The sequence below is a fragment of the Methylobacterium litchii genome, assembly GCF_038442315.1.
In the GTDB taxonomy this organism is placed as follows: domain Bacteria; phylum Pseudomonadota; class Alphaproteobacteria; order Rhizobiales; family Beijerinckiaceae; genus Methylobacterium; species Methylobacterium litchii.
Map to the genome: position 1 here is coordinate 302,668 of NZ_JBBXMY010000004.1, position 17,276 is coordinate 319,943.

Below are 17,276 nucleotides of genomic sequence, written 5' to 3' on the forward strand. Positions count from 1 at the left end.
GCCGCCTCAGCGCAATCGGGCCAAGTCGATAAATGCGTAAGGATAATCGTCCTTCGGCCCGGCCGGGTGCGCTTCGCGGAACACCTCGCGGTAGGAAGCGCGGTCGAAGGCCGGGAAACGGACGTCGCCCTCGGGCTCGGCCTCGACCTCCGTCAGGTGGATGATGTCGGCTTGCGGCAGGGCGAGTGCGTAGACCTCCGCGCCGCCCACCACCATCAGCCGGTCCCCCGCCGCCGCGACGGCGCTCTCCCACTCATGCACCGTCTCCGCGCCCTCCACCCGGAAGGCGGGATCGCGCGTGAGCACCAGCGTCCGCCGGCCGGGCAAGGGCCGCCCGATGGAGTCCCAGGTGCGGCGGCCCATGAGCAGCGTCGCGCCCATGGTGAGCGCCTTGAACCGCTTGAGATCGCTCGACAGGTGCCACGCAAGCCCGTTGTCCCGCCCGATCACGCCATTGCGGGCGACCGCGACGACGAGGGCGATGGTCGGTGCGGCCATGGTCAGACCGCGACCGGCGCGGCAATCGCCGGATGCGGGGCGTAGCCCTCAATGGCGATGTCCTCGAAGCGGAAGGCGAAGAGGTCGCGCACCGCCGGGTTCAGGCGCAGCTGCGGCAGGGGCCTCGGCTCGCGCTCCAGCAGGGTGCGGGTCTGGTCGAGGTGGTTGCGGTAGAGGTGCACGTCACCGAAGCTGTGCACGAAGTCGCCGGGGGCCAGCCCCGAGACCTGCGCGACCATATGAGTCAGCAGGGCATAGCTCGCGATGTTGAACGGCACGCCGAGGAAGGCGTCCGCCGAGCGCTGGTAGAGCTGGCAGGAGAGCCGCCCCTCGGCCACGTAGAACTGGAACAGGCAATGGCAGGGCGCCAGCGCCATCCGGTCGAGATCGGCCGGGTTCCAGGCCGAGACCACGAGGCGGCGGGAATCCGGGTTGCGGGCGATCTCGTCCAGCACCCAGCGGATCTGATCGACGCTGCCGCCATCCGGCTTCGCCCAGGAGCGCCATTGCCGGCCGTAGACCGGCCCGAGGTCGCCCTGCTCGTCGGCCCACTCGTCCCAGATCGTCACGCCGTTCTCGCGCAGATAGGCGACGTTGGTGTCGCCCGCGAGGAACCACAGCAATTCATGGACGATGGACTTCAGATGCAGCCGCTTCGTCGTGACGAGCGGGAAGCCCTGGCTCAGGTCGAAACGCATCTGGTGCCCGAAGACCGAAAGGGTCCCCGTGCCCGTGCGGTCCTCCTTGGCCACCCCCTCGTCGAGGAGTTTTCGGAGCAGGCTCTGATACGCGTCCATCGGACGAGCCTGCGCCGCCGGGCCGCCGGGGGCAAGCCCGGCTCGGGCCTGTCCCCAGGGTCAGTGCGGCCAGAGCAGGTAGACGACCAGCGCAAGGTTCGACCATCCGTGCAGGGCGATGCCGGGCCAGAGCCGGCCGGTGCGCCAGCGCAGCAGGCCGATGGCGAAGGCGAGCGGCAGCAGCGAGATCGGCCGGGCGAGGCCGAAGGACGAGATGTGCGCCAGCGCGAAGACGAGGGCCGTCGCGCTCACCGCCCAGACCGCCCCGAGGGTGCGGTTGACGAGGTGATACATCTCGCCGCGCACCAGCAATTCCTCCGCGAGCGGCGCGAGGATCGTAAGGTAGGCGAGCCACGCCACCACCGCCGTCCGGTCCATGAAGGGCGAGAGGCGCAGGCCCCGCCCGAACCCGCCGCCCATCAGCTCGGCCGTGCCCGTCACCCAGGCGATGTGCAGGACCGGCCAGAACAGCAGGATGCTGAGCAGGACCACCGGCCGCAGGCCGTTCGGCTTCTCCCGGTCGAGGGCGAGGCGGCGGCGCCAGCCGCTGCGATCACGCCACCACGCCCAGGCGATCACCATGGAGGCGAGGAGCACTTGCCGCAGCACATCGACGGCGAAGGCCCGGTGGGCGAGTTGCACCACCCCGACGAACGGCCGCCGGGCCATCGGCAGGAACGGATCGATCCCGTACCAGAGGTCGAACCCCACCCGCACGATCCCGAGGGCGGCGAGGCTCGCGACACCGAGGCAGACGATGCCGAAGGCGACCATCCGGCCGAGGGCCAGGAGGGTCGGCCCGAGCCCATGCGCGCCCGTCCGATCGCGCGGGGGCGCGTCGGCGGCCACACTCACCGGATCGCCCATCGCCTCCGGCACGGTTGCGGCGTGATCGGGCTTCAAAACCGGGCCGATCCCCTCTATATTCGTTTTGCCGGTCGCAAGGCCGGCCATGGCGATAAACGTTCTTCGAAATAAACCTATCGGACCCGGGGGTGGTACCCGGCGCCTCCCTCCAAGCCCAGGACCGATGGCCGCAAGGCCGCGGACAAACGGATCGGGCTTCGGTGGCGGCGATGGTGGATCGACGAGGGCGTAAAGGCAGCGGACGGGTCGGGCAAAGCGAACGCAGAATGGCAGACGACCTGATTCGCTACGACCTGCTGGTGCAGGACGCCCTGCGCGGCGTCGTCCGCAAGGTGCTCTCGGATGCCGCCCAGAACGGGCTGATGGGCGAGCACCACTTCTACGTCTCGTTCCGCACCGAAGCGCCGGGCGTGCGCATCTCGCAGGCCCTGCGGGACAAGTATCCGCAGGACATGACGATCGTCCTGCAGCACCAGTTCTGGGATCTGAACGTCACCGAGCACGCGTTCGAGGTCGGGCTGTCCTTCTCCGGCGTGCCGGAGCGGCTGTTGGTGCCGTTCGACGCGCTCTCCGGCTTCTTCGACCCTTCCGTGCAGTTCGGCCTGAAGTTCGACCTCGGCGAGGTCGGCAACGACCTGCCGGCCGAGCCCGAGGCGCCGGTGGCTAAGAACGGCCCGCGTGGCGCGGCGTCCGAGCCGGGCGAGGTCAAGCCGAAGACCGGCACCGGCCTCGCGACCATCGGCGCGTCGGGCGTCCCGACCGTGCTGCCGGCCGCTGCCCAGGGCGGCAAAACCGACGACAAGGCCCCCCGCCCCGCTGCCAAGAAGGACGGCGAGGAAGGCACGGCCGAGGTCGTCAGCCTCGACGCCTTCCGCAAGAAGAGCTGATGACCGCCCCAAGGCGCCATGGTTGAGCCGGCTCCGCTCACATCCGGTGAGCGGAAGTTCCGGGCCAAGCGATACAACGAAGGATTGAAGCTGGCGGCAACGCTCTTCAATTCGTTGTCCATCGTCACATTCGGCACAGCCTTTGTCGGCCCGATCACCCAGGGCCATTTCGAAGTGCTGTCCGGCGGCGGATGGGCTTTGCTTCTACCGGCGTTGTGCCTACATTTTGTCGCGCAGGCAGTCCTCCGACTGCTCCGTCCAGAGGAGTGAGCGGCATGCCCTTGGACTATGCGCTTCAGATCACCGCCATTGCCTTCGGGCTTTCGGTGCTGGGCCTCGGTGGCGCGTTCATCGCGTCGCGCGTCTACGACCGGAACACCCGGCGCTACGACGAGGCCGCGCGGTTGCACAAGGCCGACTAGGCGCGGGCCGCCCGGTTCACCCCCTCACCTCGGCATCCATCCGCAACCCGTGCTCCGGCCGGAGCGTGACCCTGTGCAGGGGCGTCACCGGCGGGTGGTCCGGCGGCAGGCGGAAGCGGACGACGCGGAGGACGTGGGCGAGGAGGATCGTTGCCTCCTGCACCGAGAAGCTCTGCCCGATGCAGACTCGCGGACCCGCTCCGAAGGGCAGATAGGTGAAGCGCGCGATCTGCTCCCGCCGACCGGGCATGAACCGCTCCGGCATGAAGGCGTCCGGCTCGTCCCAGAGCAGGTGGTGGCGATGCAGCACCCACGGTGCGATCAGCACCAGCGAGCCCTTGGGTACCTTGATCCGCCCGAACCGATCCGGCTCCACGGCCTGACGGCTGAGGAAGGGCACCGGCGGGAACAGGCGCATCCCCTCCTCCACGACAGCCCGCGTGAAGGGGAGCGCGTCGAGGGCGAAATCCCCCTCGCCTGCCGCATCGATTTCCGCCTCCACCTGCTCCTGCGCAGCCGCGTCCTGCGACAGGCAGTAGAGCGCCCAGGTCAGCGCGTTGGCGGTCGTCTCGTGGCCGGCGGCGATGAAGGTGGCGATGTTCGCCCGCACCGCGAGGTCCGTGAGGCCGTTGCCGGTCTCGGGATCCTGCGCGGCGAGGAGGAGGGTCAGCAGATCCTGCGGCGCCTCGGCGGTCTCCATCAGCGTGCGACGCCGCGTGATGAGTTCATCCACGATTTCCGCAAAGTACCGCCCGGCGGGACGTGCCCGCAGCCGGCCGATGCGCGGGATGAAGTCCGGCATGCCGAACACATCGAGGGGGTCGATGGGCCCGACGGCTTCGAGGAAGCGGGTGATCGCCCAGCCCAGCGCATCGGGATCGCCGGGCAACCCTTGCGTGAAGATCGTCCGTTCCAGCACGTCGAGGGTGGCGCGGGTCATCTCCAGCGCGACGTCGACGCGCATCCCGTCGCGGCGGCGCAGGCGCTTGGCGATGCGGGCGCCGGCCGCGTTCATCGCGGCCTCGAAGCTGCGCACGGTCCGCGCGGAAAAAATCGGCGCGAGGGTCCGCCGCTGCAGCCGCCACTCGTCGCCTTCGGCGCTGAGGAGCCCGTTGCCGAGGCCAGGCGCCAGCACGCGGCGCTGGAGGTCGTCCTTGCGGTAGCGTTCGGCGTTGTCGATCAGCACCTGCCGGATCAGCGACGGCTCGCTCACCACGGTGATGCGCCCCATCACGCCCTCGGCCGCCACCACGGGCAGGCGGAAATGGGCATCCGCCCAGGTGGTGATCGGGTTACGCCGGGCGGCCTTGAGGAAGTCGAGGAGGCCGAGCGGCTGCGTCAGCCGCGGCGGGACCGGCGGGCGGAAGCGAGTCGCGGCGGCGTGTCCCTGGACGGGATCGGATAGGTCGGTGGACAGGCTCGTCGCTCCCGGGCTCGTGGTGGCCGTCGCCGCCCGACCGTTAACGGTGGACAGAGCGGCATGGATGTCGGGCAGCCCCAACCATGCGGCATCGCGCTCAGGCCCCGCCTCCGTTAAGTAGGCACCGCAGTGCACCAGACGTAGAGGCCACGATGTCGCCCACCGAAACCGCGACCCGCACCGAATCCGATACCTTCGGCCCGATCGAGGTTCCGGCCCATCGCTACTGGGGCGCGCAGACCCAGCGCTCGATCCAGAACTTCAAGATCGGCACGGAGCACATGCCCGCGCCGCTGGTCCACGCGCTCGGCCTCGTGAAGCAGGCCGCCGCGCTGGTGAACAAGGATCTCGGCGTCCTGGAGCCGAAGCTCGCCGACGCCATCGCCGCCGCCTCCGCCACCGTCGTGGCCGGCGAGCACGACGACGAATTTCCCCTGGTGGTCTGGCAGACCGGCTCGGGCACGCAATCGAACATGAACGCCAACGAGGTGATCGCGAGCCTCGCCAACGAGTCGATGGGCGGCCAGCGCGGCGGCAAGAGCCCGATCCACCCCAACGACCATTGCAACCGGGGCCAGTCCTCGAACGACACCTTCCCCACCGCGATGCACATCGCCGTGGCGCGGGAGATCGAGGGCCGGCTGATGCCCGCCCTCACGCACCTCCATGAAGCCCTCGACGCCAAGGCGAAGGCGTTCGAGAGCATCGTGAAGATCGGCCGCACCCACCTGCAGGATGCGACCCCGGTCTCGCTGGGCCAGGAATTCTCCGGCTACGCCACCCAGGTGGCCCTCGGCGGCGCCCGCGTCGCCGCGACCCTGCCGGGCGTGCTCGCCCTGGCGCAGGGCGGCACGGCGGTGGGCACGGGCCTCAACGCCCACCCCGAATTCGCCGACCGCTTCGCGGCGAAGGTCGCGGAACTGACCGGCCTGCCCTTCACCTCGGCGCAGAACAAGTTCGAGGCGCTGGCCACCCACGATGCCCTGGTCTTCACGCAGGGCGCGCTGTCGGCGCTCGCCGCCGGCCTGTTCAAGATCGCGCAGGATATCCGCCTGCTCGGCTCCGGCCCGCGCTCGGGCCTCGGCGAACTCTCCCTGCCGGAGAACGAGCCGGGCTCCTCGATCATGCCGGGCAAGGTGAACCCGACCCAGTGCGAGGCGCTGACGATGGTCTGCGCGCAGGTGATCGGCAACGCCACCACGGTGAGCTTCGCCGGCTCGCAGGGCAATTTCGAGCTCAACGTGTTCAAGCCGGTGATCGCCAACGCCGTGCTGCAATCGGTGCGTCTGCTGGCGGACGCGGCGGTGAGCTTCACCGACAATTGCGTCGTCGGCATCAAGGCCAACGAGGACAAGATCGCCGACCTGATGAGCCGGTCGCTCATGCTGGTCACAGCGCTCGCCCCCTCCATCGGCTACGACAAGGCGGCGACCATCGCCAAGACGGCGCACAAGAACGGCACGACCCTGAAGGAAGAAGCGCTCCGCCTCGGCTACGTGACCGAGGAAGAGTTCGAGCGCGTCGTGAGGCCGGAGACCATGCTGGCGCCGAGCGCCGAGTAAGACCGGGACGGGCCGGCGCGGTTCTTGCGCCGGCCCCAATGACGGACAGGGAGGGTTCGCGGGATGGGTGAGGTCATCAACCTTCGTCAGGTCCGCAAGGCCCGCGCCCGCGCCGAGGCCGACGCGCAGGCGGAGACGAACCGCATCGCCTTCGGCACCCCGAAGAAGACGAAGACCCTCCAGCAGAAGCGCAAGGCGCTGGAAGAGACCCGGCACGAGGGCCACCGCCTCGAAGAGCCGGAGGACGGGGCCAAGGACTAGGCCGATCCGTTGAGCGGGATCGTCAAACGGTCGGTGATGATCGCCGGCCACCGCACCAGCGTGTCCCTCGAAGATCCGTTCTGGCAGGCCCTCACCGCCCTCGCCGCGGGCGAAGGGCGCTCGGTCCAGGCGCTGATCGGCGCCATCGACGGCGAACGCGGGGAGCAGAACCTCTCCTCCGCGATCCGGGTCCATGTCCTCTACGCCGCGCGGAAGGGGCTCCTCCGCACATCGTGATCCCCCCTGCCCCGTGAGGGAGCCGCCCGGCCGTGGCTCGCGTCGCCCGCGTGATCTACCTGCGTGATCACGACGCAACCTCCCGAGAGGCGCCCATGGCCAACCGCGAACCGCTCCTGAACCCCGTCCCGATCAGCGAACTGCGCCCGACGCAGATGACCGTGGGCCTGCGGGAGGTCGCCGAGAAGCGGCGGCGCTGGCAGGAATACGACGCGGAGAAGAAAGCCGCCTTCCTCGGCGCGCACATGATCCCGACCCTGCTCGGCCCGAAGAAGCGGCACTACGTCATCGATCACCACCACCTCTCGCGCGCCCTGCACGAGGAGGGCGTGAAAGACGTGCTGGTGACGGTCGTCGCCGACCTGCACCACCTCGACAAGGACGCCTTCTGGACCGTGTGCGATCACAAGTCCTGGGTGCACCCCTACGACCATGAGGGCATCCGCCGGGACTTCGCGGACATCCCGAAAGCCATGTCCGACCTGAAGGACGACCCGTTCCGCAGCCTCGCGGGCGAGTTGCGCCGGGCCGGCGGCTTCGCCAAGGACACGACGCCGTTCAGCGAGTTCCTGTGGGCGGACTACCTTCGCCGGAACATCAAGGAGAAGCGGGTCGAGGACGACTTCTCGGCCGCTTTGGAGAAGGCGCTCTCCCTCGCCAAGTCGAAGGAGGCCGGCTACCTCCCGGGCTGGTGCGGTCCGTCGAAGGGCTGACGCCCCCCGATCCTGCCCGAAAAACGCCGCGGCCTTCGGCGAGGCTGCAGCGTTTCTCTGCGCCTCCCGGACCGACGCCCGCATGACGCTTCCGCGCCTCGCCTGCCTCACGACCTTCGCCGCCCTGGCCCTGACCGGCGCGGCGCATGCCCAGGACAGGGGGAGCGTGAACCCGAAGCCCCTGCCGCCGCTGGCCAATCCGGAAGATCCCTCGACCCCGGCCAAGGCCCTGTTCGGCCGCGTCACCCGCCCGAGTTCGGGGTCGCCGCACATCTACGGCTTCTACGCCAAGGGCTGCTTCTCCGGGGGCGAAGCCCTGGCCCTCGACGGGCCGCACTGGCAGGTCATGCGCCCCTCCCGCAACCGGATGTACGGGCTGCCGGTGATGGTCGATTTCCTCGAGCGCCTGTCCGAGAAGGCGACGCGGGTCGGCTGGCCTGGCCTTCTCGTGGGCGACATGGCGCAGCCGCGCGGCGGGCCGATGATCACCGGCCACGCCTCGCACCAGATCGGCATCGACGCCGACGTGTGGCTGACGCCGATGCCCGACCACCGGATGAGCCGCGCCGAGCGCGAGGAGACCTCCGCCACGGACATGGTCCGCAGCGACCGCCTCGACATCGACCCGGATGTCTGGACGCCGAACCACCTGCAACTGATCAAGCTCACCGCCGAGCAGCCGGAGGTGGAGCGCATCTTCGTCAACGCGGCGATCAAGAAGGCCCTGTGCCGGGAATCCGGCGGGGGGCGCTGGCTGTCGAAGGTGCGCCCGATGTACGGGCACAATTATCACTATCATATCCGCCTGAGCTGCCCGGCAGGCCAGGGCGATTGCCAATCGCAGGACCCGCCGCCCTCCGGCGACGGCTGCGGCGACCTCGGCTACTGGTTCTCCGACGCGGTGCTCCACCCGAAGCCGCCGAAGACCAAGCCGAAGCCCAAGCCGCCGATGACCATGGCCGCCCTGCCCGCCGCCTGCCGTGCGGTGCTGAAGGCGCCCTGACAACCAAGCGGCGATTGCCCCCCTCCGCCTCATCCTGAGGTGCGGCGAAGCCGCCTCGAAGGAGGGCTTCAGGGAGCGCGGAGCCATCTGGAGCCCTCCTTCGAGGCCCGCTGGCGCGGGCACCTCAGGATGAGGTGGGGGGTTTGGACGAAGGTTGTGAGCGGACTTCAGCTCGGCATCGCCTCGCGCGGGATGATCGCGCCGGGATGGGTGATGACCACGGCGGCGAGCCGGTGCCCGGCCCGCGCGGCGGCGGCCGGGGCCTCCCCCCGGAGGCGGGCGGCGAGGTAGCCGGCGGCGAAGCTGTCTCCGGCGGCGGTGGTATCGACGGGCGACACCCGCTCCGGCACCGGCACCGCCTCGGCGGGGCCATCACTGCGCACGAGGCAGCCCGGCTCGGCGAGCTTCACCACCGCCTCCGGGACGCCGGCCCCGTCGAGCCAGGCCAGCACCGCGTCGGGTGAGCCGTCCCCCGCGAGCGCGGCCCAATCCTCGCAGCCGGCGAGCACCACGTCGCTGAGCCCGGCCATGCGGTCGTAGGCGTCCCGCGCCAGCGCGCGATCCGGCCAGCCGCGCGGCCGGAAATTCGTGTCGAAGGCGATCCGCGCTCCGCCCGCGCGGGCCCGTTCCAGGGCGGCGAACAGCGCCTGCCGCGCTGGCCCGGCGAAGAGCGACAGGCTGATCCCGGAGAGGTAGACGAGCCCCGCCCCGGCGAGCGCCGCCTCCGTCGCCGCGTGATGGGGCGGGTCGAACAGCCGGCGCACGGGCGCCGCGTCGCGCCAGTAGAGGAAGCGCCGCTCGCCCTCCGGGTCGGTCTCGATGACGTAGAGCCCCGGCAGGCTGCCGGGAATGCGGCGGACAGGGCTTGTGCCGATGCCCTCGCCCTCCCAGGCGCGCAGCATCTCCGTGCTGAAATCGTCGTCGCCGAGGGCGGTGACGTAATCGACCGGCGCCCCTAGCCGAGCGAGGTAGAGGGCCGTGTTGAGCGTGTCGCCGCCGAAGCCCCGCGAGAGCAGCCCATCGGGCCGCGTGCGCAGTTCGAGCATGCATTCACCGAAGCAGGCGACGCGGCGTCCGGTCAGGTCGGCTTGCATGGTCGGGCCTCCTGTTCGCGTCCCATCGCCACGGGACGGGCGTGGAACGTGAGCGAACTGCGTCCTGTTGGCGGGGTAACTGGCGCAGGGCGCCTGGAGAAGGACACCCCATGACCGATCCGCTTCACAAGTACCCCCGTCCGCCCTTCGAGGGCCAGCCGCAGAGCTTCCCCGGCAAGACCGGCAAGATGAGCCCCGAGCCGGACCACGGCGAGGAGAGCTACAAGGGCTCCGGCAAGCTCACCGGAAAGGTCGCGCTGATCACCGGCGGCGATTCCGGCATCGGCCGCGCGGTGGCCATCGCCTATGCCCGCGAGGGCGCCGACGTCGCCATCTCCTACCTCCCCGACGAGCAGTCGGATGCCAAGGCCGTCGGCCAGTGGATCGAGAAGGCGGGCCGCAAGGCGCTGCTCCTGCCCGGCGACCTGAAGCAGGCGAGCTACGCGAAGGAGATCGTGTCCAAGACCGCCGAGGCGTTCGGCCGGCTCGACATCGTCGTGAACAACGGCGCCTTCCAGCAGCCCGGCAAAAGCCTGGAAGAGATCGAGGACCACATCTTCGAGGACCACTTCAAGACCAACGTGTTCGGCTCGTTCTACGTTACCAAGGCGGCCCTCGCGCATCTCCAGCCCGGCTCGTCGGTAATCTTCACCTCGTCGGTGAACTCGAAGCACCCGATGCCGACGCTGATGGCCTACAGCGCCACCAAGGGCGCGCTGAGCAACATGGTGCTGAGCCTCGCGCAGCTCCTCGCGGAGAAGGGCATCCGCGTGAACGGCGTGCTGCCGGGCCCGATCTGGACGCCCTTCATCCCCGCCGGCATGAGCGAGGACGCGGTGAAGTCCTTCGGCAGCCAGGTGCCCTTCGGCCGCCCCGGCCAGCCCGCCGAACTCGCCTCGGCCTACGTGATGCTCGCCGCCGAGGAGAGCAGCTACACCTCCGGCGCCCTGATCACGGTGGCCGGCGCGATGCCGGTCCTCTAGGCGCCCCTCAGGGCCTGATCGCCTCCAGGCCGCGCGCCGCGTCGCGCGCGGACCTCAGGTGCAGGTAGGACGGATCGAACTTGGCGAGCCGGCGCAGCCCCTCGGGATCGAGCAGGGTCAGGCGCCGGCCCTTCAAGCTGAGGAGCCCGGCGGCGCGCACATCCTGCAACGTCCGGTTGATGTGGACCGTGGTCTGGCCGAGGGCGTCGGCGAGGTCGGGCTGGGTCAGCGGCATCGGGCAGTTCGTCCCGTCCGCGAGGCCGACGGCGGCGAGCCGCGCGTGCAATTCGCAGAACAGATGCGCGAGACGCTCGACACCGGAGCGGCGCCCGAGACTCACCGTCCATTCACGCTGGATCGCGGCGCAGGCCAGTTCCTCCCGGTGGAAGGCGAGGTCGAGGGACGGGTTCCGGCTCTTCAACTCCACCATGGCCGTGCCCGGAATGCGCGCGATGGCCACGGGCGTCAGGGCGCCGATGGCGTGGTCGCGCCGGTCGAGCAGATAGATGTGCGGGTCGCAGCAATCCCCCGGCAGCAGGATCGAGATGATCTGCCGGCGGCCATCCTCGAATTGCCTGTAACGGCAGGCCCAGCCGCTCATCACGACGTTGACGCCGCGCGGATCTTCTCCCTCCTCCACAATATCCGCCCGAGGCTCGATCAGTCTCGACGGTTCGAGGACCTCCGCAAGCATGTCCCGGTCGGCGGTTGTCAGGGGAACGAAGTTCTTCAGCTTTCGCGACAGGGGGGTTTCCATCAGGGCCGCGGACTTGTTTGAGAGGCGACGTCCCGCCTAGCCGTGGGCCGGGCATCGACCACCACACAGGTTATGATCGGTCGAAGCGAAGGTCGGTTGTGTCGGATTTCACGTGGGGCAACGCGGATCGGCCGAGGTCGCACCGGAAACGGTCGAGCTTCCGCCTTGCGGGACGGCGCCCCGATCCCGCATAGACGGGACGAAGCGAGAGGTCCGTCCGATGCAGATCGCCACGCCCTACCTGATGTTCCTCGGCGACGTGCCCGACGCGCTGGCGGCCAAGACCGCCTACGGCATCAAGGATTGGCGGCCGGAATGGTGCATCGGCCAGATGCGCCTGCCGGGCTGCCAGGCCGATCTCGGCATTCCCGACCTCACCCTCCCCGAGGCCCTGGCCAAGGGGTGCCGCACCCTGGTCGTCGGCGTCGTGAATGCGGGCGGCGTCCTGCCGGACCATTGGGTGAAGGAGATCGTCGCCGCCATCGAGGCCGGGTTCGACGTCGCGAGCGGGCTGCACGTCCGCCTCGGCGCCGTGCCGGCCATCGCCGAGGCCGCGACCAAGCGGGGCAGCAAGCTCCACGACGTGCGCCACAGCAACGAGACCTTCCCCACGGGCAAGGGCACCCGCCGCGCGGGGCGCCGCCTGCTGACCGTCGGCACCGATTGCTCGGTCGGCAAGAAGTACACGACGCTGGCGCTCGAGAAGGGCATGCGCGCGCGCGGCCTCGATGCCGACTTCCGCGCCACCGGCCAGACCGGCGTGTTCATCTCCGGCAAGGGCGTCGCCATCGACGCCGTGGTGGCGGATTTCATCTCCGGCGCCGTCGAGACGATTTCCCCGGAGACCGCGCCGCACCATTGGGACCTGATCGAGGGCCAGGGCTCGCTCTACCACCCGTCCTTCGCGGGCGTGAGCCTCGGCTTGCTCCACGGGGCGCAGCCCGACGCCTTCGTCGTCTGCCACGAGCCGACCCGCACCACGATGCGCGGCGTCTCGCACCCGCTGCCGACGATCCGGGAGGTCATCGACCTCACCGTGCAGCTCGGCCGGCTGACGAACCCCGACATCCGCCCCGTGGGCATCGCCGTGAACACGCAGGCGCTGGCCGAGGACGAGGCACGCGCGCTCCTCGACGGCCTCGCCGCCGAATACGGCTTGCCCGCCACCGACCCGGTGCGCTTCGGCGTCGAGGCGCTGGTGGACCGGATCGTCGCCGACTTCCCGGAGGCCTGACCATGGCCCGCCGCCTGAGCCTGTCGGTCGAGCGGTTCCCCATCGCGGGAGCCTTCACCATCTCGCGCGGAAGCCGCACCGAGATCGCCGTCGTGGTCGCGCGGATCGAGGACGGCGCCCATGCGGGCCGGGGCGAGTGCGTGCCCTATCCCCGCTACGGCGAGAGCGTCGAGAGCGTGTCGGCGCTCATCGAGGCGCAGGCGGACGTTCTGGCCGGTGGCATCGACCGCGAGGCCCTGGCCCGGCTGATGCCGGCGGGCGCGGCCCGCAACGCGCTCGATTGCGCCCTCCTCGACCTGGAGGCGAAGCGATCCGGCCGACGCGCCTGGGAAATCCTGGGCCTGCCCGCGCCCGTGCCGGCCATCACGGCCTACACGCTGAGCCTCGGCACGCCGGAGAGCATGGGAGAGGCGGCGCGCAAGGCGGCGGCCCGCCCGCTGCTCAAGGTGAAGCTCGGCGGCGACGGCGACCCGGAGCGGATCGCCGCCGTTCGAGCCGGTGCCCCGGATTCCCGGCTGATCGTGGATGCCAACGAGGCGTGGCGGCCCTCGAACGTCGAGGCCAACCTCGCGGCCTGCCTCGCGGCGGGGGTCGCGCTGATCGAGCAGCCCCTGCCGGCGAGCGAAGACGTTCTGCTGGCGGACATCCCGCACCCCGTTCCGGTCTGCGCCGACGAGAGCCTGCACGACCGCGCCGGGCTCGATGCCCTGGCCGGGCGCTACGACGCGATCAACATCAAGCTCGACAAGACCGGCGGCCTCACCGAGGCGGTGATGCTCGCGAACGAGGCGCGGGCGCGGGGGCTGACCGTGATGGTTGGCTGCATGCTGGGCACGTCGCTCGGCATGGCGCCGGCCACGCTGCTGACCGGGGGCGCCGCGTTCATCGACCTCGACGGGCCATTGCTGCTGGCCCGAGACCGGGAGCCGCCGCTTCGCTACGAGGGCAGCACCATCTTCCCGCCCGACCCCGACTTGTGGGGATAGGGACGCATCGCCGTCCGGGTCCCCTCACTCGGCGATGTCGAGGAAGTGCCGACCCGCGCGGTCATCGATTTCCACGATCCACAGATCGGAATCGAAGCGAATCTCGCGGGTGAGCCGTTCCTCCACATCGAGGGGCGTGGCGCCCGCGAGCACGGGGGTGAAGCGCCTCTCGCCGAGATCGTCGGGCTCGGCCATCAGCGCCTGGGGCGCCGGGCCGTAGAGGTCTGCGGTGCCGTCGAGGCGATCCACCTTCACGAAGATCGCCCCCGCCTCCGCCGCGCCGCGACGCCGGAGCACGGCGGGAATGGTGAGATCGTTGAGCCGGCGCAGATGCGCGGAGACCCAGAAATCGGAGCGCAGACGGGGCATGGCGCAGGCCTACCCCTTCGCGGCCCCGGCTTCGAGGGCCTTCAGCGTGCGCCCGGCCGCTTCGCCCGTCACCGGCAGCTTGCGGTCGCGCTCGAACTTCTCGATGGCCGCCTTGGTGGCGGGCCCCATGGCGCCGTCGGCCTTGATCGGCCCGTAGCCGAGCTTCGAAAGGGCGCGCTGGGCGCGGGTGACCGCCACGTCGGCGGCCGGCGCCTCGGCCTTCGCGGGCGTGGGCGCGGGCTTCTGGCGCGGGTTGACCGAGGCGGTCGTGTCCTCGGCGCGGATCAGGTCGCCGATGGAATCCCCGGCGGCCGTCTTCGCCGTCTCCTTGGGCGCTTCCTTCGCGGCGTCCCGCTGGACGGGGGCGGCGACGGGCGCGGGCGCGGGCACCTTCGCGGCGACCTTGGCGGGCACCTGCGGCAGGATCGGCGCCGGGTGGCGGCCCTTCTGCGAATCGAGGGCGTTGACGCAGATGAAGCCGGCGGCGCCGAGCGCGATCACCGCGCCGAAGACCGCCCCCGGCCGCTCGCGGCACAAGACCTTGCCCTCGGCGAAGCCGAAGCGCAGCATTTCGGCCGCGACGGCCTTCCAGCCCCCGTTCCGCAGGGACGGCATCGGTCTCTGAGCGGCCCGCGCCGGACGCCGTTGGCGCCCCTCGCTCGCGACGGTGATCTCGCGATAGCCAGCCATCGAATCTCCTTCCAGGCTCTCCTCAGCCGGCCCGCCGGAACGGCACCGAAGCAGTGAGATCGGACGCCGCCACCGCGCCGGAGATCGGCTCGGGGTCGAACAGGCCGAGGGGGAGCCTTACAACCTTGGACTTTGCCTGCGCCGCACCGCGGACGGCGGTGAAGATCGGCGCGGGACCGCCCGGCGCATCCTGATCGCAACCGGCATAAGGAAGTGTCACCGTCACGATGGTTCCGAGGCCCGGCGCGCTCTCGATGCGGATCGTGCCGCCGTGCAGGCCAACGAGACCCTGTACAACCGAGAGTCCGAGGCCGGTGCCCTCGTGGCTGCGGGCATAGCCACTGGTGCCCGCCTGGAAGAACGGGGTGCCGAGGCGCGGCAGGTCATCGGCGGCGATGCCGACGCCCGTATCCGCGACGGTGATCTCGAGCCCGTCCACCGCACGGTTCAGGCTGACCGCCACCGTGCCCCCCGCGCCCGTGTATTTCAGGGCGTTGGAGATGAGGTTGATGAGCACCTGACGGCAGGCGCGGGGATCGGCCACGATCTCCTGCGGCCCGGCCGGGTTGGCGATGAGCTGCACCGCGCCCTCGCCGGCCTTCAGCTTCATCAGGTTGCAGCAGGACAGAACCAGTTCGGACGCGTCCATCAGATCCGGCTTGTAGTCGAAGTTACCGCTCTGGATCCGGCTCATGTCGAGGAGCGTGTTGACCACGTCGAGGAGGTGGCGGCCCGATTGCTCGATCACGCCGGCATATTCCTGCGACTGATCGGGTCCGATCGTGATGCCGCCCGCCCCCGAAAGCACCTCGGAGAAGCCGATGATGGCGTTGAGCGGCGTGCGCAGCTCGTGGGTGACGTTGGCGAGGAAGCGGCCCTTCACGGCGTCGGCGAGTTCGGCGGCCGTGCGCGCCGCCTCCAGTTCCTGGGCGTGGCGGTGATGCTCGGTCATGTCGCGGGTGACGGCGACCACCGTCATCTCGCCGGCCAGCCCCGCATCGGCGATGCAGTGGGCACGCATTTCCACATGGATCAGATCCGCCCGGTCGGCACGGCGGGCAGCCGGATCGACATGCAGGCGCACGGCCAGCGTCGCCGGGCGGCCGGTGGCCGCGACATCGCTCAGCGCGCTCAGCAGGGCGGGACGGTCGGCGACGTGGACGCGCTTCAGGAGGCCGTGGCCCCGCAGGGTCGCCGCGTCGCTGCCCACGAGCTTGATCGCCGAGGCGGAGGCCTCGATCACCCGGCCGTTGCAATCGTGCCAGGTCACGAGGTCGTCGATGGCCGAGAGGAGCAGGCGGTCGCGGGCCTCGTTGCTGCGCAGGCGCTCGCGCCACGCGCCCTCGTTGCGCAGGTGTTCGACGGCCTGGGCCGCGACATGGCCGAGGGCGGCCAGGGCGAAGACCGGTAGGGCGATGTTCACGGGCAGCGCGATGACCGGGTCGGAGCCGAGCCACAGCGAGCCGATCAGCACGGCCCCGACGCCGAGGGCGGCGAGGACCGTCGCGGCCACGGTGGCGCGCCAGGAGCCGGAGACCAGGGCTTCGAGGGGGATGACCGCGAGCCACACGGCGGCGGGCGAGGCCGGGCCGCCGGTGATCATGGCGAGGCAGACGACGAGGCCGGTGAGCCCCGCCGAGGACACGGCGTGGGCGATCCAGAGGGAGCCGGTGCGCGACAGGAGCACGGCGGCCAGGACCGGCAGGAGCAGGCTCGCGAAGGCGGCGGCCTCGATCGCCGAGGGTACGCCCCGCCACAGCAGATAGGGAGGCAGCGCCGCCATGGTGACGAGACCGGTGGCGAGGCGGGAAACGAGGAACCGCTCGTGCCGGTGCCGCATGCCGGAATCCTCACTCGCGGAGCGGTGAACGAGACCGGCGAGGCGCTCGTCGAACAGGCTGGTCAGGACTTTATGGATGGTCAAGACTCACACCCGCGGCGCCAAGGTGCTTGTCAGACACCCGAGACGCTTCCTGTTCGACTTCGAACGACACGGATAAGCTCTCAGACCCCCCTTAAACGAGTGTTGCGGAACTTTCGCGACTGCCAGAGATGCTTTCCACGAAGTAACCGAGATCCCCGGGGAATACGTTCACCATTTCGCAGGATTGGCGGCGAGGGTTGACGCCGGCTTCACCGAACCGAGCCAATCGTCCGCTCCGCATTCACGAAGGGGCGCCCCATGTTGTTCGTCCTGCGCGTCGTCCTGGTCGTCGGGGCGCTGTCCTATCTCGCGCTGCTGCGTGGCGGCGCCGATCCGGCGGAGGAGGCGCGCAAGCTCGCCATCCTCCCCTCCGCGAAGGCGGCGGCCCCGGACGTGACGGCCCTCGTGCCGCCGGAGACCCGCGAGCGGGTGGTGCGCGATGTCCTGGCGAAGGGGCTGATCGCCGAACTGAGCCGCCGGGCCGGGGCCGAGGAGCCCGCCGCATCCCGCGACACCCTCAACGAAGCCGACCGCAGCCCCGCCTGGCGTGGCGTGGAGCGGTAGAATACCGG

21 protein-coding genes and 1 other RNA gene are annotated in these 17,276 nt (G+C 70.4%); 13 read left to right on the forward strand and 9 right to left on the reverse strand.

What is annotated here, in order from left to right; translation table 11 throughout:
- Positions 1-6 precede the first annotated feature (6 nt).
- The 3 genes from AAHF99_RS10815 to AAHF99_RS10825 are packed head-to-tail and all read right to left on the reverse strand — an operon-like array spanning position 7 to position 2,198.
- Positions 7-498, reverse strand: coding sequence for a dihydrofolate reductase (locus tag AAHF99_RS10815; protein WP_342164281.1), 492 nt, complete (start codon positions 496-498; stop codon positions 7-9).
- A gap of 2 nt (positions 499-500) precedes the next feature.
- Positions 501-1,295, reverse strand: a complete 795-nt coding sequence (locus tag AAHF99_RS10820) for a thymidylate synthase (RefSeq protein WP_342164283.1) — start codon at positions 1,293-1,295, stop codon at positions 501-503.
- A gap of 60 nt (positions 1,296-1,355) precedes the next feature.
- Positions 1,356-2,198 carry a CPBP family intramembrane glutamic endopeptidase gene (locus AAHF99_RS10825; RefSeq protein WP_342164285.1) on the reverse strand — a complete coding sequence of 281 codons (843 nt, stop codon included), beginning with the start codon at positions 2,196-2,198 and terminating at the stop codon, positions 1,356-1,358.
- Between the two features lie 30 nt (positions 2,199-2,228).
- Here AAHF99_RS10825 and ssrA point away from each other — a divergent pair.
- The 4 genes from ssrA (at position 2,229) to AAHF99_RS10845 (ending at position 3,471) form a co-directional block, all read left to right on the forward strand.
- Positions 2,229-2,416: a transfer-messenger RNA gene (ssrA, locus tag AAHF99_RS10830) on the forward strand.
- Between the two features lie 12 nt (positions 2,417-2,428).
- A complete protein-coding gene (locus AAHF99_RS10835) occupies positions 2,429-3,049 on the forward strand; it encodes an SspB family protein (protein ID WP_342164286.1) in 621 nt (206 codons plus the stop codon).
- Between the two features lie 18 nt (positions 3,050-3,067).
- Positions 3,068-3,319 (forward strand): hypothetical protein, encoded by a 252-nt coding sequence (locus AAHF99_RS10840; RefSeq protein ID WP_342164288.1) that lies wholly within the window; start codon positions 3,068-3,070, stop codon positions 3,317-3,319.
- Positions 3,320-3,324: 5 nt separating this feature from the next.
- Complete coding sequence (locus tag AAHF99_RS10845) at positions 3,325-3,471, forward strand: hypothetical protein (RefSeq protein ID WP_342164289.1); 147 nt, start codon at positions 3,325-3,327, stop codon at positions 3,469-3,471.
- Between the two features lie 16 nt (positions 3,472-3,487).
- On the opposite strand, the gene AAHF99_RS10850 is transcribed toward AAHF99_RS10845, so the two are convergent.
- Positions 3,488-4,888, reverse strand: coding sequence for a cytochrome P450 (locus AAHF99_RS10850; RefSeq protein WP_342164343.1), 1,401 nt, complete (start codon positions 4,886-4,888; stop codon positions 3,488-3,490).
- 155 nt (positions 4,889-5,043) lie between these two features.
- Here AAHF99_RS10850 and fumC point away from each other — a divergent pair, with 155 nt between their 5' ends.
- The 5 genes from fumC to mepA all read left to right on the forward strand — a co-directional run bounded on the left by fumC (position 5,044) and on the right by mepA (position 8,667).
- Positions 5,044-6,453 (forward strand): class II fumarate hydratase, encoded by a 1,410-nt coding sequence (gene fumC / locus AAHF99_RS10855; RefSeq protein ID WP_342164291.1) that lies wholly within the window; start codon positions 5,044-5,046, stop codon positions 6,451-6,453.
- 63 nt (positions 6,454-6,516) lie between these two features.
- Positions 6,517-6,714, forward strand: a complete 198-nt coding sequence (locus AAHF99_RS10860; RefSeq protein WP_342164292.1) for a DUF4169 family protein — start codon at positions 6,517-6,519, stop codon at positions 6,712-6,714.
- A 9-nt stretch (positions 6,715-6,723) separates the two neighbouring features.
- Complete coding sequence (locus tag AAHF99_RS10865) at positions 6,724-6,951, forward strand: ribbon-helix-helix domain-containing protein (protein ID WP_342164293.1); 228 nt, start codon at positions 6,724-6,726, stop codon at positions 6,949-6,951.
- Between the two features lie 95 nt (positions 6,952-7,046).
- Positions 7,047-7,664: a ParB-like protein gene (locus AAHF99_RS10870; RefSeq protein ID WP_342164295.1), complete on the forward strand. Its 618-nt coding sequence runs from the start codon at positions 7,047-7,049 to the stop codon at positions 7,662-7,664.
- Between the two features lie 82 nt (positions 7,665-7,746).
- On the forward strand, positions 7,747-8,667 hold the full coding sequence (gene mepA / locus AAHF99_RS10875) for a penicillin-insensitive murein endopeptidase (protein ID WP_342164296.1): 921 nt from the start codon (positions 7,747-7,749) through the stop codon (positions 8,665-8,667).
- Between the two features lie 167 nt (positions 8,668-8,834).
- Here mepA and AAHF99_RS10880 read toward each other — a convergent pair whose 3' ends face one another.
- A complete protein-coding gene (locus AAHF99_RS10880) occupies positions 8,835-9,761 on the reverse strand; it encodes a sugar kinase (RefSeq protein WP_342164297.1) in 927 nt (308 codons plus the stop codon).
- 110 nt (positions 9,762-9,871) lie between these two features.
- Here AAHF99_RS10880 and AAHF99_RS10885 point away from each other — a divergent pair, with 110 nt between their 5' ends.
- A complete protein-coding gene (locus AAHF99_RS10885) occupies positions 9,872-10,744 on the forward strand; it encodes an SDR family oxidoreductase (protein ID WP_342164298.1) in 873 nt (290 codons plus the stop codon).
- Positions 10,745-10,751: 7 nt separating this feature from the next.
- Here the strand turns inward: AAHF99_RS10885 and AAHF99_RS10890 are convergent, their stop codons facing one another.
- The gene (locus AAHF99_RS10890) at positions 10,752-11,501 is read right to left on the reverse strand and encodes a Crp/Fnr family transcriptional regulator (RefSeq protein ID WP_412759864.1); all 750 of its coding nucleotides are present in this window, start codon (positions 11,499-11,501) and stop codon (positions 10,752-10,754) included.
- A gap of 220 nt (positions 11,502-11,721) precedes the next feature.
- Between AAHF99_RS10890 and dgcN the strand changes: the two genes are divergently transcribed.
- Both dgcN and dgcA read left to right on the forward strand, forming a co-directional pair.
- Positions 11,722-12,735 carry an N-acetyltransferase DgcN gene (gene dgcN / locus AAHF99_RS10895; RefSeq protein WP_342164300.1) on the forward strand — a complete coding sequence of 338 codons (1,014 nt, stop codon included), beginning with the start codon at positions 11,722-11,724 and terminating at the stop codon, positions 12,733-12,735.
- Between the two features lie 2 nt (positions 12,736-12,737).
- Positions 12,738-13,721, forward strand: coding sequence for an N-acetyl-D-Glu racemase DgcA (dgcA, locus tag AAHF99_RS10900; RefSeq protein WP_342164301.1), 984 nt, complete (start codon positions 12,738-12,740; stop codon positions 13,719-13,721).
- A gap of 24 nt (positions 13,722-13,745) precedes the next feature.
- Here dgcA and AAHF99_RS10905 read toward each other — a convergent pair whose 3' ends face one another.
- Genes AAHF99_RS10905 through AAHF99_RS10915 form a run of 3 tightly spaced genes read right to left on the reverse strand, consistent with a single transcriptional unit; the run spans position 13,746 to position 16,704 of the window.
- The gene (locus tag AAHF99_RS10905) at positions 13,746-14,090 is read right to left on the reverse strand and encodes a DUF1491 family protein (protein ID WP_342164302.1); all 345 of its coding nucleotides are present in this window, start codon (positions 14,088-14,090) and stop codon (positions 13,746-13,748) included.
- Positions 14,091-14,099: 9 nt separating this feature from the next.
- Positions 14,100-14,780: a peptidoglycan-binding domain-containing protein gene (locus tag AAHF99_RS10910; RefSeq protein WP_342164303.1), complete on the reverse strand. Its 681-nt coding sequence runs from the start codon at positions 14,778-14,780 to the stop codon at positions 14,100-14,102.
- 22 nt (positions 14,781-14,802) lie between these two features.
- Positions 14,803-16,704: a PAS domain-containing sensor histidine kinase gene (locus AAHF99_RS10915; RefSeq protein ID WP_342164305.1), complete on the reverse strand. Its 1,902-nt coding sequence runs from the start codon at positions 16,702-16,704 to the stop codon at positions 14,803-14,805.
- A 258-nt stretch (positions 16,705-16,962) separates the two neighbouring features.
- Between AAHF99_RS10915 and AAHF99_RS10920 the strand changes: the two genes are divergently transcribed.
- On the forward strand, positions 16,963-17,268 hold the full coding sequence (locus AAHF99_RS10920; protein ID WP_342164306.1) for a hypothetical protein: 306 nt from the start codon (positions 16,963-16,965) through the stop codon (positions 17,266-17,268).
- Positions 17,269-17,276 lie beyond the last annotated feature (8 nt).